A 24,781-nucleotide genomic window follows, 5' to 3' on the forward strand; every position below is an offset into this window, starting at 1 on the left:
AACGATAAAATATGAGTAAGGCGATTAAAAAGATCGGTGTCTTAACTTCTGGAGGAGATGCTCCAGGGATGAACGCAGCAATTAGGGCAATTGTTCGTACTTGTTCTTTTCACGATGTAATGTGTGTAGGAATATTTAGAGGATTTCAAGGATTAGTTGAAGGTGATTTTGAAGTATTGGGACCTCGTGATGTAAATTACATTATTAATAAAGGAGGTACTATCCTTAAAACAGCTCGAAGCGTAGCTTTCCGTTCTGAGGAAGGTCGTAAAACAGCTTATGAGAACTTAAAGAATGCAGGTATTGATGCATTGATTGTTATTGGTGGAGACGGAAGTTTTACAGGAGCTATGATATTGAGCAAGGAGTATGACATTCCAGTAATGGGAATTCCAGGTACTATTGATAATGATATACACGGTACAAGTCATACTATTGGGTTTGACACTGCCTTAAATACAGTAGTAGATGCTGTAGATAAAATTAGAGATACTGCCAGCTCACATAAACGTTTATTCTTTGTAGAAGTTATGGGGAGAGATGCAGGTCATATCGCACTGAATGCAGGTATTGGAGCTGGAGCAGAAGAGATTCTTATTCCAGAAGAGAATATGGGAATGGAGCGTCTACTAGAATCTCTAAAGAAAAGTAAAAAATCAGGAAAATCATCTAGTATAGTTATCGTAGCAGAAGGTGAAAAATTAGGTAAAAATGTATTTGAAATAGGAGAATACGTAGAAACTAATTTGCCAGAATACGAGGTACGTGTGTCTGTATTAGGGCATATGCAAAGAGGAGGAGCACCATCTTGCTTCGACCGTGTATTAGCAAGTAGATTGAGTGTGAAAGCGGTTGAAACGTTATTAGCAGGAGAACGCAACTATATGGTTGGTTTGATCAATGATCAAGTAGCGCTTACACCATTAGAACAAGCAGTAAAAGGTCATTCTCCAATAGATCAGGAACTACTTAGAGTATCTGATATCATCACAATTTAAAAGAAATAATAAAACGAAATAGAATTATGAAAACAAGAATTGGTATTAACGGTTTTGGACGTATTGGACGTTTAATGTTAAGAGAAGCTGTAAAGAATCCTAATGTTGAGATAGTAGCAGTTAATGATTTAATGGCAGTAGAGCACTTAGCTTATTTAATTAAGTTTGACTCTGTTCACGGTCGTTTTGATGGAACTGTAGAAGTAAAAGATGGTCATTTAGTAGTGAATGGACAAACAATCCGTGTAACAGCTGAGAAAGATCCTTCTTTATTAAAATGGGGTGAAGTAAAAGTAGATGTAGTAGCTGACTGTACAGGTATCTTTAAAGAATTAGATAGCGCGCAAAAACATATCGATGCAGGAGCTAAGAAAGTATTAATCTCTGCTCCATCAGGAACTGCTCCAATGTATGTTATGGGAGTGAATGAGAAAGATATGAAAGCTACAGATACAATCGTTTCTAATGCTTCTTGTACTACTAACTGTTTAGCGCCATTAGCTAAAGTTATTAATGATAATTTTGGTATTGTAGAGGCTTTAATGACTACAGTACACGCTGTAACAGCTACACAGTTTACAGTAGATGGTCCTTCTAAGAAAGATTTTAGAGGTGGACGTTCTGCTATGAATAATATTATTCCTGCTTCTACAGGTGCTGCTAAAGCTGTAGGTAAAGTTATTCCAGAATTAAAAGGAAAACTTACAGGGATGTCTATGCGTGTTCCTACTGCTGACGTATCTGCTGTAGATTTAACAGTTAAAGTAGCTAAAGAAACATCTTATGAAGAAGTATTAGCTGTATTGAAGAAAGCAAGTGAGAACGAACTAAAAGGGGTGATGGCTTATACAGAAGAGGATGTTGTGTCTCAAGATTTCGTATCTGATACGCATACTTGTATTGTAGATGCTAAAGCAGGTATCGGATTAAACAGTACTTTCTTTAAGATTGTAGCTTGGTATGATAACGAGTATGGTTATTCTGCTAAGATGGTTGATATGGCTATCTTAATGAATAATTTAAAATAATTAAATAGTTTAAATGAAAATAATCGTCGATAGTGGTTCCACTAAGGCTGATTGGATTTTCTTTGACCAGAATAATAATGTTATAACTTCGGTGACTAGTTTAGGACTAAATCCCGAAGTTATTACTTTAGATGAGTTCTTTACCCGTGTTAATACAGTGCCTGATATCTGTAAGAATAAAGACGAGGTTAAAGAACTTTATTTTTATGGTTCAGGGTGTGGGTCTGATCGTACAAAAAATATCGTTAAAAGATTTGCTGAAGATTACTTTGCGAATTGTAAAAACATTAATGTTCACGAAGATACTTATGCGGCTATTTACGCGACTGTAGGAAAAGGAGAAAAAGGAATAGTCTGTATTAATGGTACAGGATCTAATGTCTCTTATTTTGATGGAGAGAAAGTATATCAAAGAATAGAGTCTTTAGGTTTTATGGCTATGGATGATTGTAGTGGAAGTGCACTCGGTAGATTAATGATCAAGAGTTTCTTTTTAAAAATGATGCCTAAAGAATTAGCAGATTTATTTAAAAGTAAATACGATGTAGATGCTGATGTAGTGAAGTACAATTTTTATAAGAAAGAAAACCCTAATGCTTATATGGCTTCTTTTTTGCCTTTTTTGATTGAGCATAAGGATAAAGCTTTTTTTCAAGAAATGATTAGAGAGCAAATATCTTTTTTTGTAAATCACTATATAAAGAATAACCCAGAGTATACTAGTGTACCTGTACACTTTGTGGGTTCTGTGGCATATTTTTTACAAGATGAGTTTAGAGAAGTGATGGCTGAACATAATATTCAGGTTGGAAAAATAATTCAAAAGCCATTAGACGGATTAATCGAATATCATAAATAATAACAAGTATGGAAATAGCAATTGTAGCACATGATGCTAAGAAGAAAGAAATGTTAGAGTTTATCAAAAAAAACAGAGAAATTCTATCAAGTGAAGGAATATCATTGATTGGTACAGGAACTACAGGAAGTATGGCAGAGGATGCGGGCTTTAAGGTAAAGCGTATGCTTTCTGGACCATTAGGGGGAGATGCTCAGATTGCTGCAAGAGTAGCGGAAGGAAAGACTGCTATGGTGCTATTCTTTAAAGATCCTCTAGGAAAACACCCTCATGAGCCAGACATTAATATGTTATTACGAGTATGTGATGTACACAATGTACCTTTGGCAACAAATGAAGCTTCAGCTCAGTTGTTGTTAAATGCTATCAGTACAATTAAGTAAGGAAATTCTAGAAAAAAACTAGATAAATATAAAGGGAATAGGCGCATAGGTATTATGTGCCTTTTTTTGTAGGTAAAAACTTGCGTACGTGTGACAATTAGTTTTTAGCAATTACAAATGGGAAAAATATTTAAATAGCTCATTTACAGAGTTGTTAGCAATAACTCCATTTCTTCTCAATATTACTTGAGATGCTAAAGATAGTTTTGTATTGACTTGCTAGGGGTTTGCTTGCAGGTTTCTTGCACATTTCTTCGAGAAAGACACCTTCTGGGTAAGGAAAGCCCTAGAAAACCCCTAGTAATCCCCTAGAAAGTGCAAGCTGAACGTTCTGATTATTCATAAATAACGAAGTTGTAATTTATGTTTTAATTTAAAAATATTAATTACTGTTACGTTTGTTGGTTGAATCTAAGATTCGCTAAAGATTGATTTCAATAAGATTAGAATACTCTCGTCTGTATTAGATTAAAAAGAATACCTAAAAATAAATAGGCATGGTGTTTGAGACAACCTAGTATATTTTTAAAGTAAAAATCGTTTATTTTAAAAATAATAATTTCTTTAAGAAGGAAGATAAAAGATGTTATATTTTGTTTAATTGCTTTTGAGTGATTAATTAAATAGCTAATTTAGTAGGAACTTAACTATGTTTATTATGAAAAGAATAAAAAGAGTGTTTACAGGAGCTTTTGTTTTGGGAGCATTTATCTTTGGATTGACTGAAGCTGATGCATGTACAAGAGTTGTTTATAAAGGGCCAAATAATACTGTTATCACAGCGCGTTCGATGGACTGGAAAGAAGAGATTATGCCTAATATATGGGTGTTTCCAAGAGGGATGGAGCGCAATGGAGAAGTAGGGCAGGCTTCAATAAAATGGAAGTCTAAGTACGGAAGTGTTATAACTTCTGCTTTTGATATTGCAACTACTGATGGAATGAATGAAAAAGGGTTGGTGGCTAATATTCTTTGGTTAGTAGAATCTCAATATCCAGAGTACAACCCTGATGGGAAGGACAAAGGAATTAGCTTGGCAGCATGGGCTCAGTATGTGTTAGATAATTATGCAGATGTAAATGAAGCTGTAACTGACTTACAGAAGAACCCTTTGATTGTAGTTACGGCTAATACACCAGGACGTACTTCATTGGCAACTGTACATTTAACAATATCTGATGCAAAAGGAGATAATGCTATTTTTGAGTTTATTGATGGAAAGTTAAAAATTTATCACGATCCTTCTTATACTGTGGTAGCGAATTCACCTACATATGATAAGCAGTTAGCTATTAGAGATTATTGGAACTATTTGCCTGGTAATAAAGTGTTACCTGGTACAGGTAGATCTGAAGATCGTTTTGCACGTGCTTCATATTATGCAAAAGCAGTAGAACAAAGTGATGATGAAAAAGTATCTATAGGAGCAGCTTTTAGTATTATTAGAAATGTTTCTGTTCCATATGGAGTGCATATAGATGGAGAACCAAACTTGTCTTCTACTAAGTGGAGAACAGTGTCTGATCAAAAGAACTTAGTATACTATTATGAGGATCCAATTGCGTTAACTCCAATGTGGCTAGATTTAAAATCAATTGACTTTAGTGATAAGTCAGGCGTTAGAAAGTTAGATGTTTCTAAAAAACAACAATATGCAGGTTTAGTTAATAATAAATTAGAGAAAGCAAAAGCTTTTCAATTTATGGGAATCTAGAAGTAAAAAATAAGAGTATTAAAAAGGGGTGATTATTAATTAATAATCACCCCTTTTTAATACTGTGCTTTCTACTTATTTAGAAGCTATCATAGATATTTCTACATTTACATTTCTAGGTAATTTTACTACCTGCATACATTCTCTGGCAGGCGCTGTAGCAGCTGTAAAGAAGCTTCCGTATATTTCATTTACTTTAGCGAAGTCATTCATGTCTGTTAAGAAAATAGTTGCTTTAACAACGTTTTCGAATGTCATATTTGCTGCTTCTAGTATCGCTTGTAGATTAGCCATTACTTGTTTTGCTTCGTCTTCAATACCTGTTGTTACAAGCGTTTCTGTTGCTTGATTAAAAGGAATTTGACCTGAGATGAATAATAGATCACCAGTCATTACTGAGTGATTGTATGGTCCGATAGGGGCAGGTGCCTTGTCTGAATTGATAATTTTCTTCATAAAGTATAGTTTTAAAAAAAGAGGAGGAGTAAAAATACGCCTCCTCTTTCTGAATTATTTTTATCTGTATATTTTGTCTGGAGCTTTACGTTTTTCCCATTTGATATCGCTTAACATTGATGAGCGTATACCAATAAAGAATCCCCAACTTGTATAGGTTCCGATAGGTACCCAAGAGAAGTCCATTCTCCAACTCTTCAAATCACGTTCAAATCTTAATTGAGTAAAGGTAACTCCTTTCTGAACAAAGTCATAACCTGTAGAGAAACCTACTTTCCAATTAGGTGTGACATCTACATTTCCAGATACCATGACGGAGTTATTGACTATCTCGTTCTGTCTCGATGAGTTGTTATAAGTCATGGAGTAGGCAAAGGTTAAATCCCAAGGTAGTTTAGCATTAAAGAAACCACCAAAAGGTTTGTCTTCATCATCGTCACTCAGTGTACTTCTTTTTTGATTACCTAACTCTACAGCTCTACCAAATAAATCATCAGCACGTCCACCATTGTCTAAAGAGTTTTGATTCTTTTTGTCTTCAGCATTACCGAACATGGCATCTTTACTAGATAGAGACCAGTTTACAGTCATATTAGCACTTGTCAGACGGAATAAACTTCCTCCGTTGTTAATGTTGTAAGTATCTATACGTCTATTGTTATTGTCTAAAGCATAAGGGTCAAGTGTTGCTCCAAAGTTAATTTGCATTTTATCTTTAAATAGAGCTGTACCAGCACTTACACGTACAGGAGACCACTTAAGTGAATCAGCAGACATATTATAACTCGTAGAGAAGTTTAAGCTATTTAGAAGCATTACTTTTCTCGGTTCACCTTTCTCATTATCATCATCTCTAACTTTAGCTTCAAAAGTGTTACTTAAGTTAAAGTTCATCATATTGGAGTTATATCTACCAGGGGCTCCAAAAATACCGTTTTGGAAGCGAGTATAATCTTGGAAGGTCTGTCCTGTAGCATCTATGGCATAAGTGTCATAGTACTGTTCAAAACTTGGTGTGTAAGAATACCCTACGCTTGGACGCATTACGTGACGTATAGCTTGGATTCTTTTGTCTTCTCCAAAGTTAAATGTACCATAAATAGTTGTCCCTATACTAGCATTAGCATTATATGTTCTAAAGCTGTCGAATCCATTTACTCTAATGTCATCAACTTTATTAGTCTGTGCGTTGTATTTTTTCTCTATGGTATTGAAGTACCAAACTTCATTATAAGAAGCACCTGCCGTCACAGAGAAGTGTTTGAATATTTTGAAGTTGGTTGCAATCGGGATACTGTGTTGGAATCCTGTGTTTAAACTGTCGAACATTTCTCTTTTAAAGAAGTAATCTTCGTGTGTTTTTACACGGTTTTCTCCACGTACAGAATACGAGAAGTTTAAGTTCTTAATAATACCTTTTTTAGAACCATATTTTGGAGCAAAAGGGAATACACGATCTACGTTTACTTGTAATGTAGGAAGAGTCATGTTAATCTCCTTCGTATTTGTTGATTGAGAGTGAGTAGCAGTAAGTGACATATTCACTTGTGGTACACTTTCGAAAGTACGTTGGTAACTAACAGATGAGCTCATGGTGTTGTTCATAGAAGCACCTACGTTATAGGTATTGTTTGATTGTCTGAAGTACTGGCTACTACCTAAGTTTACAGACGCAGAGAATCGCGAGTTAGGATTAGCTTTACCATCTTGACTGTGATTCCACTGAATATTGTATAACTTGCTAGATGCGTAATCTGGAAGTCCTTTTTCAGAGAAGATATTGTTTTCATAACGGATTAAAACACGTCCGTTATACTTGTAACGTTGCGCATAAGAACTGTTAAGTCTCAATCCCCAGCTTCCATTGGTATAGTAATCCCCTAATACGTTTAAATCCATTTTATCACTTATCGCAAAGTAATAACCACCATTCTGAATATAGTATCCTTGTTGATTGGTATCACCAAAGCTTGGGATGATAAATCCTGATTCGGCTTTCTCTGACATAGGGAAAAAAGCGAAAGGCAATCCTAGAGGTGTAGGTACATCAGCAATCACCATATTGGTAACTCCTGTAACTACTTTTTTGCCAGGAACTAACTTAACCTTATTGGTACGGAAGTAGTATTCTGGATCATCTAAATCTTTAGCAGTAGTAAAGATTACATCTTTCATGAAGTAAACAGAGTCATTCTCCTTTTTACTCACTTCTGCTTTAATTCTAAATTCACCTTGTGAAGTACGAGATTTAAAGACTAATGCTTTTTTAGTTTTTGTATTGAAGCGGATAGAATCTGGCTCTACGATCTGTGACCCTTGTTTAAAAACAGGATATTGCGACATATTACCAACACTATCTTTAATACCTCCTGCATAGATTTCGTTTTTTTCATAATTGAAAATGATTTTACCTGCAGTTAGTTCATAATCTTGATAGCGTATTTCAGCTTCATTATATAACGTAATTTCTTTTTTTGCTAAGTTTAGAGCTTCGTAGTCTTTTGCTTTTCTATAAACCATCTCTTCGAGAAGAGGTTTGTTAGCAGGAACTATGGTGTCTTTTTGTTTTTTAAGTGTATCCTGGATAGAGGGTACAGCAAGTTTGTCTATAGTGTCAGAGGTGGTAACTATAGAATCTCTTTTTAGTGTAGTATTTACAGCTGTAAATTTCTTATTGTTGTCTTGTGCAATCCCTTTTTGTGTTAAAGTTGCTCCAAAAACCAATAAAATGAAAACGATATTAAAAATATTTGTTCGCAAACCTATATATATGCTATTTTTGTAAAATTAAGCGCGTTGTTTTTAACGTGTCAAACTTACATATATTTTTTTTGAAAATGTATTTTTATTTAAATTATAAAACGTTATAAATATCATTTATATGAATTACAGTCGTTCTAAACTGTTTGCCTTACTAGCTATTCTTTTCCTGAGTTTCTCTATACAAGCACAGAATGGGAAAAAATTTAAAGTTGTATTAGATCCTGGACATGGAGGAAAAGATACTGGTACTAACCATAAGAAGAATGTAGAAAAGGATATTGTATTAGCAGTAGCTTTAGAGGTAGGTAAGATATTAGAAAAACAATCTGATATAGAAGTGTTCTATACTCGTAAGACAGATGTGTTCGTTCCAGTAAAGGAGAGATCTGTATTAGCTAATGATAACAATGGAAACGTATTTGTATCTATTCACTGTAATGGTGTTAATAGTGAATCTGCTTCTGGTACTGAGACTTATGTAATGGGGCTTAGTAAGAATAAATCTAACCTAGATGTAGCTAAGACGGAGAACTCCGTGATTATGATGGAGGACGACTATAAGACTAAGTATGCAGGCTTTGACCCGTCATCACCTGAATCTATTATAGGATTAACGCTATTACAAGAAGATTATATTCATCAGAGTATTGACTTAGCAAGTAGAGTACAGGATGGTTTTACAAATGATCTGAAGAGAAAGAATAGAGGAGTAAAACAAGGTCCGTTCTGGGTATTACACGGGGCTTTTATGCCTAGTATATTGATAGAGTTAGGGTTTGTTTCTAATACAGCAGAAGGGAATTATTTGACTTCAAGTAAAGGACAGAAAGAATTAGCTCGTTCTATAGCACAAGGGATTATTGATTATAAAGCAGCTTATTATGGAGGTAGTAAAACTCTAGTATTAGCAGATTCTAATGATAAAGCAACGGCTAAAGTTGATAATAGTAGAAAGACTACAACTAACGAGACAACTACTAATTCTCGAAAAGAAAGTAGTTCAAACACTAAAAAAGTTGTTTTTAAAGTGCAAATTGCAGCAGGATCAAAAGTGTTAGCTTTAAAACCTGAGAATTTTAAAGGACTAAGAGGAGTGACGACAATGCGCGTAGGAAATCTTAGTAAATATTATTACGGGGAGACAAGTGACTATGAGACAGCGAAACAAAATCAGAAAGTAGCAAAGGATAAAGGACACAGTTCTGCATTTATTGTAGCATTCAAGGATGGTAAAGTGATTACAGTAGAGGAAGCATTAAAATAATATCAAGCGCTTTAGAAATAAAAGTTTATTTTTGCGTGTTATAAAAAATGAAAAGTTTTGAAAATATCAAGAGAAATTAAAACAGCGATTTTAGTATTAGGAGCTATTGCTTTGTTCATTTGGGGTTACTCATTTTTAAAAGGGAGAAACATATTTGATAACAGTACTAGATTTTATGTAGAATACGATAATGTAGAAGGATTGACTACTTCTTCAACGGTTACCATTAATGGTTTAGTCGTAGGGAAAGTATCTAAGATCGATTTAGATAATACTTCAGGAAAATTAAAAGTTGAGTTATTGATGACTCAAAAAATAAATATATCTAAGAATAGTGTAGCTAAGATTTACTCTCCTGGATTATTAGGAGGTAAAGGAATTATGATAGATCCTTTATTTGGAGATACAAATTTCGCTGAGTCTGGACAAACGCTTAAAGGAGAGGTAGTTTTAGATATGACTGAGAAATTGACAAAACAAATTGAACCTTTACAGTTAAAAGTAGAAGAGGCTTTAGCCAATTTAAATACAATGTTAGCTTCTGTTAATAATATAATGGATGAGAATACACAGCAGAGTTTAAAAAGCGCAATGACTCAATTAGATGGTACTTTAGCAGGTGCTAATAAGTTAATGGCAGCTACTAATCAGATGGTTGCAGCGACTCAGCCTAAGTTAGACGGTACGTTGACTAACTTAAACACGATGAGTAGCAACTTTGCTTCTATTTCTACAGATTTAAAGGCTTTGGATATCAAATCTACTTTTACTAACTTAGATAACGCTACTGCAAGTATGGATAAAATCATGGGAGATATCCAAGGCGGTAAGGGATCAGTTGGTAAATTATTGAAAGACGAACAATTATATAGTAACTTAGAAGGAGCAAGTAAAGAATTAGAAGCTTTACTACGCGACTTAAAAGAACATCCAAAACGTTATGTACATTTCTCTTTATTTGGTAAGAAAGCGACACCTTATCAAGCAACAGAAGAAGAGAAAACTGCAGAGGTTAAGGAATAATAAACTAAACAGCTAAACCAACTAACAAGAAAAACTAACAATTACTGAAAACAATTATTACGACTATGGAGTATTTAGGCCAAGTATTATTTTTACTTCTTTTAGTTGTGGGGTTTGGATTCTTTATCAAAAATATAAAGAAGCTAATCCGCAACATCAAAATAGGAAGAGATATCGATCGAACAGATAATCCTTCAGCTCGTTGGAAAAACATGATCCGCGTAGCTTTAGGACAGTCTAAGATGGTGAAAAGACCTATCCCAGCTATCTTACATATTTTTGTATATGTAGGTTTTGTGATTATTAATATTGAGATGTTAGAAATCATCGTTGATGGTTTGTTTGGTACACATCGAGTGTTTAGCTTCTTAGGTGTAGGCTATGATGCATTAATTGGAATTTTTGAAGTACTAGCTTTCTTAGTTATCTTTGGAGTTGTTGTATTCTGGATTCGTAGAAATATAATTAAACTTAGACGTTTTAATCAACCAGAAATGGAAGGTTGGGCTAAGCGCGATGCGAATAATATTATCTACATTGAGACCGTGTTGATGTGTTTCTTTTTAATCATGAATGCTGCAGATTATTATCTTCAGAGTATTGGTTATACACATTATACAGCAGTAGGATCATTTCCTATTTCTAGTTTTATCAGCCCTATATTTGACGGAGTTAATCCTGCAACAGTTGCATTCATTGAGCGTTTTTGTTGGTGGGGACACATAGTAGGGGTGATGTTGTTCATGAATTATTTATATTATTCAAAACACTTACACATCTTCTTAGCATTCCCAAATACATATTATGCTAATTTACAACCTCAAGGAGAGTTTAATAACTTAGAGTCTGTTAAGAAAGAAGTTTCTTTAATGATGGATCCTAATGCAGACCCATACGCTGCACCAGCAGAACCTGTAGGAGAACCAGAGAAATTTGGTGCTCAAGATGTAATGGATTTAAATTGGGTACAGTTATTAAATGCTTATTCTTGTACTGAGTGTGGTCGTTGTACTTCTTCTTGTCCTCAGAATATAACAGGTAAAAAACTATCTCCGCGTAAGATAATGATGTCTACTCGTGATCGTTTAGAGGATGTAAGTAAGATATTAGATGCGAATAATGGTCAGTTTGTTGATGATGGTAAGACATTATTAAATGACTATATTACACCAGAAGAATTGTGGGCTTGTAATACATGTAATGCATGTGTTGAAGAATGTCCTATAGACATTAGTCCACTTTCTATTATTATGGATATGCGTCGTTTCTTAGTGATGGAACAGAGTGCCGCTCCTGTAGAGTTAAACAACATGATGCAAAATGTTGAGAATAATGCTGCTCCATGGCAATATAGCCAAATGGACAGATTAAACTGGAAAGACGAAAACTAAACATTAACTATCATAATCCTTTTTTAGGATTATCTCAATAAACACAAGATTATGTCAGCAAATTTAGTAGTGCCTACCATGGCGGAAATGATGGCAAAAGGAGAACAACCAGAAGTGTTATTCTGGGTAGGTTGTTCAGGAAGTTTTGACGATAGAGCAAAAAAGATTACAAAAGCATTCGTAAAGATATTAAATAAAGCAAACGTATCATTTGCTGTACTTGGTACAGAAGAAGGTTGTACTGGGGATCCAGCAAAGAGAGCGGGGAATGAATTTGCATTCCAAATGCAAGCAATGATGAATATCCAAGTATTAGATGGATATGAAATTAAAAAAATCGTAACTGCTTGTCCTCACTGCTTTAATACACTTAAGAATGAGTACCCTGATTTGGGTGGTAAATATGAAGTTGTACACCATACTCAATTTTTGAAATCACTTTTAGACGATGGAAGATTGACTATAGAAGGTGGGCAATTTAAAGGAAAGAGAATTACTTTCCACGATCCATGTTATTTAGGACGTGCTAATCAAGTTTATGAAGCTCCGCGTCAATTGATTGAAAAATTAGATGCAGAGTTAGTAGAAATGAAGCGTTCTAGACAAAATGGTTTCTGCTGTGGTGCTGGAGGTGCTCAACTTTTTAAAGAACCAGAACACGGTGATAAAGAAGTACACGTAGAGCGTACAGAGGAGGCTATAGGAACTAATGCAGAGATTATCGCTGCTGGATGTCCTTTCTGTAACACAATGCTTACAGATGGGGTTAAGTTTAAAGAAAAAGAAAGCTCAGTAAAAGTGTTAGATGTAGCTGAGTTAATTGCAAACGCAGAAGATTTATAAAATATGTTTAAACCATTTGAAGAAATGCCTGATCATTCGAGAGTTTGGATTTACCAATCTAATCGTAAGTTCTCAGATGAAGAGGTTCAAGATATAGATAAGGAGTTAGCAGCTTTTACAGAAGAATGGGCTGCCCATGCTACACCATTAGCATCTTCTTATAAGATTTTTTACAATAGATTTATAGTGCTAGCAGTGGATCAAGATATACACCCTGCTTCAGGATGTTCAATAGATGCTTCAGTTCGTGTGATTCAAGATATTGAACAAAAGTATAATGTGGACTTACTAGATAAGATGAATGTTACTTATAAAACAGGAGAATTCATTGCTTTTAAAACTTTATTAGAATTTAAAGATTTAGTAAAGTCTAAGTCTGTATCAGCTAATACGATTGTATTCAATAATTTAGTGAATGATTTAGGAGAGTTTAGAGAATTTTGGGAAGTTCCAGCATCTGAAAGTTGGCATTCACGTTTTTTTAAATAGATTCTAATATTTATATTTACGATATCAAAATCACCATCAAATAGACTTTTGATGGTGATTTTTTTTTGACCTAAAATAAAAACTAATGAAAAGATTGACTGTTGTACTACTTCTTGTGGCTTCTAGTGCGTTTGGACAGGTTAAGTTTAATCAAGCTAGACAGAAACAATGGGTAGATAGTGTATATAATACGTTGAATTTAGAGGAGCGAATAGGACAGCTGTTTATGGTTGCAGCTTACTCTAATAAAAATGAGGCTCATGTACAGAGTTTAGAGAAACTTGTGCAAGAACAGCATATTGGAGGATTAATTTTTTTTCAAGGTGGACCTGTTCGTCAAGCAGAAATGACTAATCGTTTACAGACTTTAAGTAGGGTACCTATGTTAGTGGGTATAGATGGAGAGTGGGGACTGAGTATGCGTTTAGAAGATACTTATCGTTTCCCTTATAATATGACATTGGGTGCTGTTCAAGATATGGACTTGATTTATCAAGTGGGAGAAGCGATGGCTAAACAAACCAAACGCTTAGGTATGCAGTTTAACTTTGGGCCTGTATTAGATATTAATATTAATCCAAAGAATCCTATTATCGGAGTGCGTTCTTTTGGGGAGACGAGAGAGATAGTAACAGATCGCGCTAGTGCATTTATGCAAGGATATCAGAGTCAAGATATTTTCGCAACAGGAAAACACTTTCCTGGACACGGTGATACTTCTACAGATTCACATCACAAATTGCCTGTAATAGACTTTGATAAAGGGCGCTTAAATAGAGTTGAATTTTATCCGTATAAAAAGTTATTTGAAGAAGGGCTGTCTAGTGTGATGATAGGTCACTTAAATTTACCCGCTTATGAACCTAATGATATTCCTACTTCGTTATCTCATAATATTGTAACGAAGTTGTTGAAAGAGGAGTTAGGTTTTGAAGGACTGATCTTTACTGATGCTTTAAATATGAAAGCTGCAACAAGTTTTTTAAAACCCGGAGAAGTAGATTTAGCCGCTTTTAAAGCAGGAAATGACTTATTACTTTTCTCTGAAGATGTACCTACTGCGTTAACGAATATATTAGCTGCTTATAATGCAGGAGAAATATCAGAAGAACGCCTTTCTCATTCAGTAAAGAAGGTTTTGGCATATAAGTACAAGTCAGGTATGACGAAGTTCTCTGCTATTGAAACAGGTAGCTTAGTTAAGGATTTGAATGCTCCAGTTTACGATGATTTAAATCAGAAGTTGTACGAAGAAGCAATGACTTTAACGAAGAATGAAGATAGGTTAGTTCCTTTTAAACATTTAGAAAAACAAAAGATAGCTTATGTAAAGTTAGGAGATGATGATGGTAGTCACTTCTTAAGTATGTTACAAAATTATGATGATGTAACAGAAATTACAGGAGATAGCTTAGAAGATCTTTCTGCGTTTACAACTATTATTGTAGGATATCACAAGGTTGATAATCCATGGCGTAAGCACGATATGTCAGACACAGAGAAGGCTACTTTACGTAATTTAGCCGCTAGAAAGAATACTGTGTTAGTATCTTTTGCTAAACCGTATGCGCTTGAGTCAATGCCTTTAGATAAAGTAAATACTGTGTTAGTAGGGTATCAGAATAATAAATTTGCTCAGCAAGCTGCCGCTCAAGTATTATTTGGGGCTATAGGAGCTAAAGGAAAGTTACCAGTTTCTATCAGTGGTTCTTTCACTGTTGGTACAGGACTTAAAACGAAAGCTATTGATCGCTTAGGTTTTTCTACTGCAGCAAATGAAGGGATGGATCCTGATGTGTTAAATGGAATTGATGTCATTGCTCAAGGAGCAATAGATAAACAATATACACCAGGTATTCAGGTAGTAGTGGCTCGTCATGGCAAAGTAGTATACCAAAAAGCTTTCGGACATCATAATTATGATGGTAGTACAAAGGTCTTAAATACAGACTTATATGATTTAGCATCTTTAACCAAGATATTAGGAACCTTACCAGTATTGGTAAAGATGTATGATGATCATAAGGTAAGAATGGAGACTAAACTTGGACAGATGTTGCCGATGTTTAAACATACGGATAAAGAAGATATTACTTTTAAAGAGTTGTTGACACATCAGTCAGGTTTACCAGCTTGGATTCCTTTTTATAAACGTACACTAGCAGAGAATAATAGACCTGATCCGAGTTTATATAATTTCTTTTACACTCCAGAGTATCCTACTCAAGTGTCAGAGAATTTATATATTAAAAAAGGGTATACAAATGAAATCCTACAACAAATAGCAGATTCTAAATTATCTAAAAAGGAGTATAAATATAGTGATTTAGGGTTTATTATGATGAAGGAATTTGTGGAGAGTAAATATCACAAGACACTTGATCAAGTAGTGGAAAGTGAGTATTATAATAAGATGGGAGCTTGGCGTTTAACTTATTTACCATTGCGTAAATTTGACTTGAATGTAATTCCTCCTACTGAAATAGATAATTATTACCGTTACACTACTGTACAAGGATATGTGCATGATATGGGAGCAGCTATGCAAGGTGGAGTTGCTGGACATGCAGGGTTGTTTGGATCAGCGTTAGATGTAGCTAAAATGATGCAGTTATATCTGAATAAAGGGGAATACGGAGGAGATCGTTTCTTCTCGGAAGATACTTTTAATACATTTAATGAGTGTGCTTATTGTAGTAAAGGTAGTAGAAGGGGAATAGGATTCGATAAACCGCAAAAGCCAGGTTCTCCTGGTCCAACATGTGGATGTGCTTCAATGTCTAGTTTTGGACATACAGGGTTTACTGGAACAATGGCTTGGGCTGATCCTGATAAAGATTTAGTATTTGTATTTTTATCAAATAGAACTTATCCTGATAGTAATGTGAATAATCTATCTAAGGCTAATATTAGAGAAGATATTCAGAAGGTAATTTATGAGTCGATAGTAAAATAAACTTAGATATGACGTAAAAGCGTAGCGATGGCTACGCTTTTTTTATGAACTGTATTTAGTGCTTAGTTGTTATCTAGTTTGTTATGAGAAAGTTGAATAATTATGTCATTATGTTCTTAAGATAGAAATGATGGTGTCTTTATTTGGTAATTTGTTGATATTATGATTATTATGATTTAATACAAATAATCTAATTAGACTCGTTAAAAATAAAGTTGTATTTCTTTGGTTTTTATTAACATGACCAATACTTTTGTTATTTAAAATTAATTTAAATAATGAGACCGTTTAAGGAAGTATTTTTTTGTTTTTTACTACTTCTGTTACCTTGTTTAGTAAATGCTCAAGGAACTGTAGGTAAAGTAAAAGGAATCGTTTATGATTCACAGAAAACTCCCATTATAGGAGTATCTGTTTCTATTAAAGGAAGTACAATTGGTGTTCAGACAGATCTAGATGGGAAGTTTGAATTACAGCACACAACAGGACAACATACAATACTGTTTAATTACGTAGGTATGGTTGAAGAGAGCAGAACTGTTCAATTTAATACAAGCCCAAAATCATTGAGTATTACTATGCAAGATGAGCCTTCTGTATTAGATGATGTTGTGGTTAGTGTAAAAGGTAAAGTAGATGCTTTAAAAGAACAAGCTTTTACAGTAAGTGCTGTGGATATGCAAAAGATAGCTAATAGTACTTATGATTTAAATCAAATACTGAATAAAAGTAGCGGTATCAAAGTTAGACAACAAGGTGGTGTAGGGTCTGATTATAATTTTTCTGTAAACGGGATGTCCGGAAAAGCAGTTAAGTTTTTTGTAGATGGAGTTCCGTTAGAGATGTTAGGTAAAGGAGTGGATATGAATACACTTCCTATTAATATGGCTCAACGTGTAGAGATATATAAAGGAGTTGTTCCTGTTCATTTGAGTACTGATGCCATGGGAGGTGCAGTGGATATTATTACGAATGGTAGTTCTAAAGATTATTTAGATGCAAGTTATATGACAGGATCTTTTAATACCCATAAAGTTAATTTAAATGGACAATTAAAAGATAAGGGTACTGGAATTATCATGAGACTGAATAGTGCTTATAATTACTCAGATAATGATTATAAGATGCGTGATATGAAGATCTATAATCCCCAAGCTGAGAAGTATGAGTATAGAGATGTAAAACGTTTCAATGATCGCTACAAATCTTTATTTGTAATGGCAGAGTTGGGAATAGAGGATAAGTCATGGGCAGATATGTTATTCGTAGGAGTGTCACATTCTTTATTTGATAAACAAATTCAGACAGGATCTAATCAAGAGATTGTGTATGGAGGAGTGAAGAGAGAAGGAGATGCGAATAATTACTTTTTAAAATATAAGAAGAAAGATCTATTGAACGATCGCTTTGATATCAATTATTATTTAGGGTATTCTAAGAGTCTAGAAAAAGGAACGGATACTTTAATGAGAAAATACAGTTGGGACGGAAGTTATGTTCCTGCTGCAGGAAGTGAACTTTCTAACCCTTCTTTAAGTAGACAACACAGAGATCGTGTATTCTCTCAATTAACTACAGAGTATAGATTAAGTGATTCTCACAAGTTTAACTTTAATTATATGTTAGATTATGTGAAGAATCAATCTTATAATTTATTATACGATAAGAGAGAAGATGCTTATCCTACGAAAATGACAAAACAGATTTTCTCTATTAACTATCAACAAGATTGGTTTGATAAGAGATGGACTAATGTGTTTTTTGGAAAGTATTACTTAGTTGATTTAGATAAGACTGTCTTTGACTCTTCTACACGTAAGGATGTACCTGTTAAAAATCAATCAGGAGATTGGGGATATGGTGTAGCGAGTACTTTTAAAATTACCAATGAACTAGGTTTAAAAGCTTCTTTTGAAAAGTCATTCCGTTTATTAGAACCAGAAGAAATATTTGGTGATGGTGTGTCTATTACTAGTAACTTAGCTCTACGCCCTGAGAGTAGTAATAACTTTAACTTAGGGGTGTATTATAGCCAACGTTTTGACGATCACTTCGTACGTTTTGATGCAGCTGGCTATATTAGAGATACGAAGGATTATATTTATACAGTTCCTAATTTATTCAATAGTACTTTTAAATACGAGAACTTATCTAATATCTTCACTAGAGGAGTTGAAGGAGAATTTAACTATCAGTATAAGAATATCCTTAATATTATGGCGAATATTACTTATAACTATGCTTATGACAATACGAAATACGCTAATAATAGTGATAATGTAGAGTCTGCTACCTATAAAAAAGAAGTACCAAATCAGCCTTGGTTATATGGTAATATAGATGTGAGTATAGGGCAAGATGATTGGTTCCAAAAAGATTCTCGTATTGAGTTAACTTATGGGGTATCTATGACAGAATGGTTCTATAAAAACTGGCAGTCTTATGGAAATAAAAAGAATATTCCAACGATTCCTCGCCAGACATTACACGATGTAGGAATCAATTATTCGATAGCAAAAGGGAAGTATAACTTTGCTTTGAATTGTACTAATATTGGAAATGCTCTTGCTTATGACAACTTTAAGCTTCAAAAACAAGGTAGAGCATTTTATTTCAAATTCAGATATTCTTTAAAATAGACATTACAGATGAAAAATAAATCATATACAATCTTATCTATGATCTTATTGCTTTTTACAGTGATAGGATGTAGTAAAGAACCATCTCAGAGTGGTGGTTTTGAAGGAGAAAAAGATTATAAGTATTTCTTATTATCAGCATTGGGAAGTTGGCCTAATACGGTTCATTATATTACAGCTACCAATGATGTGACACAAGGAGTTATGGATCTGAATAGAGAAGGTGATGAAATTAACTCTAAAGGAACGTATTCCTATATCGTTAAGAATGGTTATATCTATAACTATAAAACAGATCAAGGAGTATTTAAAAAGTTTAAATATACAAATGATAAGCTAGTTACAGAGATAGAAGTACCTTTCTCTTATATTAATGACGTGAGTGCTTATACATGGGCTGATGATAATACCTTGATTCTTTTTGGAGATACAAGTGATATAGAGCGCATCCGATATACAGTTTTTAATACAACAAATCTTAAAATAGTAAAACAAGGAGAAGTGTCTGGTCTAGAGCCTTTCCCTCAAGGATATGACCATTATTCAATAGGTTCTGCAGCTTATATAGATGGAGTGCTGTATTTACAGTACGGTTTTAGAAATGCAAAATGGTTGACACCTAATTTCTATAATATAGCTTCTATTTCATATCCAGATTTTAAAGTAATCAAATCAGAAGCAGACACTCGTAGTAGTGGAGCTAGTAATGGTTCTCCTTATTTTAAAACTTCTTTTGTAAAGGATAATGACAGCTTCTACTATAGTTGTTTTACACGTACTAATTCAGAGGCTAAAGATATTTATCTATTTAGAATTAAGACAGCAGAGGGAGTATTAGATAGATCTTACGAAATTAATTTGACGCAAGTATTAGGTGGATTAAAGCCTGAAACAGCGATGAATTATATCGGAGACAATAAAATGATTGTTGGGTATAGAGACCCTGCTAAAGGAGGAAGTTATAATGGAAGATACGCTATTATAGATTTGGAGACTAGATCAGTTGTAAGACAGTTGACAGAATTACCTTTAGATGAACCGTATGAACTAGGTTTCTTTGTTCAAGATAAGAAAGTATACTTAGCGATTAATAGTGCAGAAGAAGGAAACTATGTTTGGATTTATGATCTAAAAACAGACAAGGTTACTAAGGGAATGACACTTCCTGATAAGATATCAGGATTTGCACGTTTCGATAAATTCTATGACTAATAAATTAGAATAATAAGTTTGATTTTTTATAGGAAGGATTATCTTTCTATTAGTTTGGTTAGGTTTGAAGCCACTTCCTTGGGAGTGGCTTTTTTATTTAGGATATTCTTCATAAGTTTTGAATAAGTTTCGGAGCATCTTGAACAGAGTCGTACTGTTTTCTTTGGTGCTTTCGAGTTTACTTTTTCGCTTAGCAGTGAAGGTGAATGATTCATTGGGTGTAAGGATAGTTCCTTCTAAGTAATTAGTATCGATTAGGGAAGTTTGAAGAAGAGTAGGTCTATCTTTAGACATAGAAGAACAGATAAAGCCATTTTGAGTCATTACACCTTCAAAACCTTCATTTCTTGTTGTACGTGCGATTATAGTACCACCATTTTGGAATAAATGGAAGTTCTCTATTTTATAGTATTCTGTAAATTTAATTGGAGAATCTTGTTCTGAGAAGGTAAACTCCCACTGACCAGTTACATTAATAGTTGTATATGTTGTTGGAATAGAGAAGCGAGGTTCTTCTGTCTTATAGGCTATAAAAGGGATGGTAACTAAAGTATTTTCACCTTTCTTATCTTCAAATATTCCTTTAATCGTATCGCTTTGTATAATTCCTTTTAGATGGATATGACCGCTGTAATCTAAAGGGTTGATAAAACTATCACGAGCTATTTTGGTATATTCTTTTTGATTTGTAATTGGACCATCTGTAAAGACAGTGCGGTAACCATGAATATTAAGTGGAATGCTATCTAGTGTGAAAATAACAGGAACATTGATTCCTTTTATAGTAAAATAGGCTTTCCATCGGATAGAAGAATCAGTGTAATCTTGATTGCTTAACTTGTCTGTACAGCCATTCAAGAGTAAGATCATTAGAAAAGAGATAAAAAGAGATCGAATAACAAACATGGATAGAAAATGTAGTGAAACAATAGGTTATAAACACTAAAACCTTTGCATAGAATGAACTATTTATCCAAAGGTAAGCTTTTATAGTTAGCTTCTATATCATCTATATATTACTTCTATTATTTTGATATAAATAAGAATTTAAATAGAAGTTTTTTTATCATTTATTCTAGGCCAAAAAAGTATATATTTGATAGGAACAGAGAAGTTGTTTTGTGTTATTCTTATAACTCTTTTTATGGATGAAAATATAGTAAAAACGCTTGTTAATAAATTAATGAAGTCAGCACAGCTTATACTGACTTTTGCTTATTTATTGGCTATAGGGATAGGGATGTTGTTTAATAATCAGAAGTACAATGCTTTTGGTATTAATATTTTTGATTACTCTTCTATTTTTGATTTTTTGATAGCTCCTTTTGCAGACTTTAGAATAGTAGCTTTTGCTATTGTGACAATGATTATTACTTATCTATTGTTTAAAGGTGATGCATATTGGAAAGAGAAATTTCCTGCTAATTATAGTAAATCAATATTTAATCTTGAACAATATTCTTGGTATAGAAAGATAAAAGGAGGTGTGTTTATCTTTATTTTTATCTGGTATCTTATACTGATGGCACAGTATTATGGCAAGCGAACTTATGTTGAAACACTACAACAAGAAACGACTAAAATAGAGTATATAGGAGGAGATGTGATAGAAGGAATCCTTATAGGGAAGACCAGTGATATGTTGTTTTTATATGTAAATCAAGAAGTAAAAGCCATACCTATATCTGCGAATCTAAAGACTATACAGATTAAATGATAAAGGCTGTCCATTGGACAGCCTTTTGCTTTTATTTCTTCGGAGCATTGTCTACGAACATCTGCTTTACTTTAGCTACGTCATAGCTTTTATCTGCTTCTAATTCACCAGAGGAAATTACATTAGTTGTTTTTCCTTCTCCATTGATTACGATGAAGAATGGATAACCTAATTTTTGTCCTTCAGGAGCATATTTTTCAAATGCTTTAGCATTTTTGTGTTTAGCTGTATAATTTAAATGATAATAAACATAGTTCGCATCAACTACAGTTTTTATATCTTGATTTTTTTGTACAAAATCATTAAAACGAAGACACCAGATACACCAGTTACCACCAGCTTGTACAAAAACGTTTTTGCCTTCAGCTTTAGCCTTTGCGATTAGTTCTGTTATTTTAGCATCACCATCTTCTTCCTCATTATATGGTTTTGCTAATGCCTCTTTTTCTTTGGCAATAGCCTGTTTAGCAGCAGCTGTATCTATTACAGTAGTAGGTGTATTATCAGAGGTAGTTGCTTCTATTTCTGTTGCTACTTGTTCTGTTTTAACCTCTTGTTTACAGCTTACTAATGTTAGTACTGTAGCTAGTACTAGAGATGATAAAACTAATTTTTTCATATTTGTTAGGTTTATGTATTGTTGTTTCTAAATGAAATTCTGCGAAATGTAATAAAAATTAATAAGATATTGCATATATAGGATTACATTTACCATGAATATGGTATCTGTTATGCTCAATATATTTTTTCAACGTTTTAATCTATTCTCAGAAGAAGAGATAGGTGATATTGTTGCTTTATTTGTACAACGCAATATCGCTAAGAATGACTATCTCGTAAAGGAAAATGACTATTGTGAAGAAATAGCCTTTATTGAATCAGGCGTATTTCGCTCCTTTTATGCAAACGAAAAAGGAGATGAACTTACTTACTGCTTTCGTTTTCCAGATGATTTAATAGGAGCTTATTCTGCATTTATCACTGGAGGTAAGAGTATAGAGAGTATTCAGGCGATTGTTAATGTGGTAGTTTGGTCTATTCAGAAGAAAGATCTCGATGCCTTAGCAGATAGATTACCTCAGTGGACTACTTTTTTAAAGATCATTGCTGAGCAACAGTATTTAGAATTAGAACGCAGAGTGATACAGTTTCAGCGAGAGACTGCCTCTGAACGCTATAAGAATCTATTGATACATCACCCTAATTTTGTACAGTATATTCCGTTACAGTATTTGGCTTCTTATTTAGGAATTACCCAAAGACATTTGAGTCGTATTAGAAAAGAGATTACTTTTTAGACATTTGTCCAGTATTTAGACCTCTATAGGTTATTAGTTTTGTCTGTAAATCAAATTAATTATGCAGAACAATGTTTTAATCATAGGAGGTAAGGGGTTAGTAGGGGGTACTATAGCTCGTATCTTAAAAGAGCGAAACCCTCAATACAATATAATCTTAGGAACTAGAGCTCCTAAAGATCTACAAAAAGAAGTACAGATAGATGTCAATAGCCCATCTTCATTAGAAGTTATTCTATCTAGAAGTATCAATTTAATTATTTTATCTGTTAATGACCAGAAGGATCATGTACTTCGTTTTGCGATAGAGCATGGAATAGATTATTTGGATATCACTAAACCAACACCAGCTTTACATAAGGCATTACAGATTACTACAGACTATACTAAGTTTAATAGCCGTATTGTATTTGGCTCAGGTTGGATGGGAGGGATTGTTCCTGGATTAGTCAAATCTGCTGTACCTGCTACAGAAAAAATAGAGAGTGTACAGCTGATGGTGTATTACTCTATAAAAGATAAAGCAGGCGAAAGCTCTGCTCATTTTATGGCAGAACATGTAGCAACCCCTTTTGTTCTGTATCAAAAGAATCAACCTAAGGAAGTTTTACACTTCTTAGATAGTGAATCCTATTGTTTCTCTTTTGGGTTGAGAAATAGGCAAGTTTACAACTTTGATACTCCTGATCTGTATATTTTGAATCAAGTAGAGGCTGTACCTACCGTAAGTGTGAAGATGACTTACAACTCTAAGTTTGTAACTCGTGTATTGGGCTGGATGCAACAGTTCGGTGTATTTAAAAGAATGTCTTTAAAGGCAAGGAGAAAGACATTTGGAGGTAGTGGAGCAGGAGATATCTCAGTATTCGAAATCATTATTAAAGGCTCTCAGCAAGTAAGGAGGATTTTATTAAAGAGTGATAGAGGACAGGCAGAATTGACTGCTTTATCAGCCGTATTACATACAGAGGTATTATTTAGTAATGAAGTTCTACCTGGACAGTATTTTGCACATCAACTTCACGAAGAAAAAGCACTTTTCACAGGCCTACAACAATATGACTCTATAACAGTAAAAGAGATATAATGAAGAGAATAATAGTTATAAATGGACATCCTAATAAGGATTCTTTAAATTTTGGGATAGTAGAAGCTTATGTAAAAGGGGCAAAGAACAGTGGAGCAGAAGTGAGAGAAATCACAGTAGCGAAGATAAACTTTAATGCGAACTTACAGTATGGTTATCAGAAACGCATGGAACTAGAACCAGATTTAGTAAAGGCGATAGATGATATTAAATGGGCTGATCATCTTGTGTGGGTACATCCTGTATGGTGGGGTGGACTTCCCGCTTTAGTAAAAGGATTTATCGATAGAATATTTCTACCAGGTATTATGTATCAGTACAGAGAGAATAGTATGTTATGGGACAAATTATTGAAAGGTAAAACAGCTCATATTATCACTACCTTAGATCAGCCAGGATGGTATTATCGCTTGATGTATGGAAGACCTAGTGTTAATCAATTAAAGAAGTCAACACTGCAGTTCTGTGGTGTATCTCCCGTAAAAGTGACTTATATTGGGATTGTTAGAAACTCTAAAGAAGAGCAGAGAGTGAAGTGGATTGCCAAGGCAGAGCAGCTAGGGAAACAATTGAAGTAAGAGTAATTTTGATTTTTGTTTTTATAGATAGTATAAGAACTATAAAGATGAGAAGAGATAAATCTGTACTTTGTCCTATTAAA

General features: G+C 33.9%; 21 protein-coding genes. 17 read left to right on the forward strand and 4 right to left on the reverse strand.

From position 1 onward, the window contains the following. The first annotated feature begins 11 nt into the window (after positions 1–11). From pfkA to AABL87_RS06830, 5 genes are all read left to right on the forward strand, one after another. Positions 12–998: a 6-phosphofructokinase gene (pfkA, locus tag AABL87_RS06810; RefSeq protein ID WP_006259209.1), complete on the forward strand. Its 987-nt coding sequence runs from the start codon at positions 12–14 to the stop codon at positions 996–998. 26 nt (positions 999–1,024) lie between these two features. Then, a complete protein-coding gene (gap, locus tag AABL87_RS06815) occupies positions 1,025–2,026 on the forward strand; it encodes a type I glyceraldehyde-3-phosphate dehydrogenase (protein ID WP_006259208.1) in 1,002 nt (333 codons plus the stop codon). A 13-nt stretch (positions 2,027–2,039) separates the two neighbouring features. Then, positions 2,040–2,885: a BadF/BadG/BcrA/BcrD ATPase family protein gene (locus AABL87_RS06820; RefSeq protein WP_006259207.1), complete on the forward strand. Its 846-nt coding sequence runs from the start codon at positions 2,040–2,042 to the stop codon at positions 2,883–2,885. An 8-nt stretch (positions 2,886–2,893) separates the two neighbouring features. Next, complete coding sequence (locus AABL87_RS06825) at positions 2,894–3,268, forward strand: methylglyoxal synthase (protein ID WP_006259206.1); 375 nt, start codon at positions 2,894–2,896, stop codon at positions 3,266–3,268. Positions 3,269–3,926: 658 nt separating this feature from the next. Then, on the forward strand, positions 3,927–4,982 hold the full coding sequence (locus AABL87_RS06830; protein ID WP_006260977.1) for a linear amide C-N hydrolase: 1,056 nt from the start codon (positions 3,927–3,929) through the stop codon (positions 4,980–4,982). Positions 4,983–5,057: 75 nt separating this feature from the next. Here the strand turns inward: AABL87_RS06830 and AABL87_RS06835 are convergent, their stop codons facing one another. Next, positions 5,058–5,438: a RidA family protein gene (locus tag AABL87_RS06835; protein WP_006259204.1), complete on the reverse strand. Its 381-nt coding sequence runs from the start codon at positions 5,436–5,438 to the stop codon at positions 5,058–5,060. A gap of 60 nt (positions 5,439–5,498) precedes the next feature. Further along, positions 5,499–8,198: a putative LPS assembly protein LptD gene (locus AABL87_RS06840; RefSeq protein WP_016649568.1), complete on the reverse strand. Its 2,700-nt coding sequence runs from the start codon at positions 8,196–8,198 to the stop codon at positions 5,499–5,501. A gap of 121 nt (positions 8,199–8,319) precedes the next feature. Between AABL87_RS06840 and AABL87_RS06845 the strand changes: the two genes are divergently transcribed. The 8 genes from AABL87_RS06845 (at position 8,320) to AABL87_RS06880 (ending at position 20,018) form a co-directional block, all read left to right on the forward strand. Next, positions 8,320–9,465, forward strand: a complete 1,146-nt coding sequence (locus AABL87_RS06845; protein ID WP_006259202.1) for an N-acetylmuramoyl-L-alanine amidase family protein — start codon at positions 8,320–8,322, stop codon at positions 9,463–9,465. Between the two features lie 57 nt (positions 9,466–9,522). Continuing rightward, on the forward strand, positions 9,523–10,488 hold the full coding sequence (locus AABL87_RS06850; RefSeq protein ID WP_006259201.1) for an MlaD family protein: 966 nt from the start codon (positions 9,523–9,525) through the stop codon (positions 10,486–10,488). 65 nt (positions 10,489–10,553) lie between these two features. Then, the gene (locus tag AABL87_RS06855) at positions 10,554–11,879 is read left to right on the forward strand and encodes a (Fe-S)-binding protein (protein ID WP_006259200.1); all 1,326 of its coding nucleotides are present in this window, start codon (positions 10,554–10,556) and stop codon (positions 11,877–11,879) included. A 51-nt stretch (positions 11,880–11,930) separates the two neighbouring features. Beyond that, the gene (locus tag AABL87_RS06860) at positions 11,931–12,722 is read left to right on the forward strand and encodes a (Fe-S)-binding protein (protein WP_006259199.1); all 792 of its coding nucleotides are present in this window, start codon (positions 11,931–11,933) and stop codon (positions 12,720–12,722) included. A gap of 3 nt (positions 12,723–12,725) precedes the next feature. Then, positions 12,726–13,211, forward strand: coding sequence for a hypothetical protein (locus AABL87_RS06865; protein WP_006260980.1), 486 nt, complete (start codon positions 12,726–12,728; stop codon positions 13,209–13,211). 85 nt (positions 13,212–13,296) lie between these two features. Then, a complete protein-coding gene (locus AABL87_RS06870) occupies positions 13,297–16,167 on the forward strand; it encodes a glycoside hydrolase family 3 N-terminal domain-containing protein (RefSeq protein ID WP_071307316.1) in 2,871 nt (956 codons plus the stop codon). A 278-nt stretch (positions 16,168–16,445) separates the two neighbouring features. Next, on the forward strand, positions 16,446–18,806 hold the full coding sequence (locus tag AABL87_RS06875) for a TonB-dependent receptor (protein ID WP_006265115.1): 2,361 nt from the start codon (positions 16,446–16,448) through the stop codon (positions 18,804–18,806). Between the two features lie 9 nt (positions 18,807–18,815). Continuing rightward, positions 18,816–20,018: a hypothetical protein gene (locus AABL87_RS06880; protein ID WP_006260983.1), complete on the forward strand. Its 1,203-nt coding sequence runs from the start codon at positions 18,816–18,818 to the stop codon at positions 20,016–20,018. A 93-nt stretch (positions 20,019–20,111) separates the two neighbouring features. Here the strand turns inward: AABL87_RS06880 and AABL87_RS06885 are convergent, their stop codons facing one another. Next, entirely contained in the window at positions 20,112–20,888 is a 777-nt protein-coding gene (locus AABL87_RS06885) for a hypothetical protein (RefSeq protein WP_071307317.1), read from the reverse strand. 226 nt (positions 20,889–21,114) lie between these two features. On the opposite strand from AABL87_RS06885, the gene AABL87_RS06890 reads away from it, so the two are divergent. Then, the gene (locus AABL87_RS06890; protein WP_006259193.1) at positions 21,115–21,735 is read left to right on the forward strand and encodes a hypothetical protein; all 621 of its coding nucleotides are present in this window, start codon (positions 21,115–21,117) and stop codon (positions 21,733–21,735) included. A 31-nt stretch (positions 21,736–21,766) separates the two neighbouring features. Here the strand turns inward: AABL87_RS06890 and AABL87_RS06895 are convergent, their stop codons facing one another. Next, entirely contained in the window at positions 21,767–22,354 is a 588-nt protein-coding gene (locus AABL87_RS06895) for a thioredoxin family protein (RefSeq protein ID WP_016649562.1), read from the reverse strand. Positions 22,355–22,448: 94 nt separating this feature from the next. On the opposite strand from AABL87_RS06895, the gene AABL87_RS06900 reads away from it, so the two are divergent. From AABL87_RS06900 to AABL87_RS06910, 3 genes are all read left to right on the forward strand, one after another. Beyond that, entirely contained in the window at positions 22,449–23,033 is a 585-nt protein-coding gene (locus tag AABL87_RS06900; RefSeq protein ID WP_259638285.1) for a Crp/Fnr family transcriptional regulator, read from the forward strand. Positions 23,034–23,094: 61 nt separating this feature from the next. Further along, positions 23,095–24,120 carry a saccharopine dehydrogenase NADP-binding domain-containing protein gene (locus tag AABL87_RS06905; RefSeq protein ID WP_006260987.1) on the forward strand — a complete coding sequence of 342 codons (1,026 nt, stop codon included), beginning with the start codon at positions 23,095–23,097 and terminating at the stop codon, positions 24,118–24,120. Further along, a complete protein-coding gene (locus tag AABL87_RS06910) occupies positions 24,120–24,698 on the forward strand; it encodes an NAD(P)H-dependent oxidoreductase (RefSeq protein ID WP_071307319.1) in 579 nt (192 codons plus the stop codon). The genes AABL87_RS06905 and AABL87_RS06910 overlap by 1 nt, the downstream gene beginning before the upstream one ends. Positions 24,699–24,781 lie beyond the last annotated feature (83 nt).

The organism is Myroides sp. C4067 (assembly GCF_038039665.1).
GTDB classification, from domain to species: domain Bacteria; phylum Bacteroidota; class Bacteroidia; order Flavobacteriales; family Flavobacteriaceae; genus Flavobacterium; species Flavobacterium odoratimimum.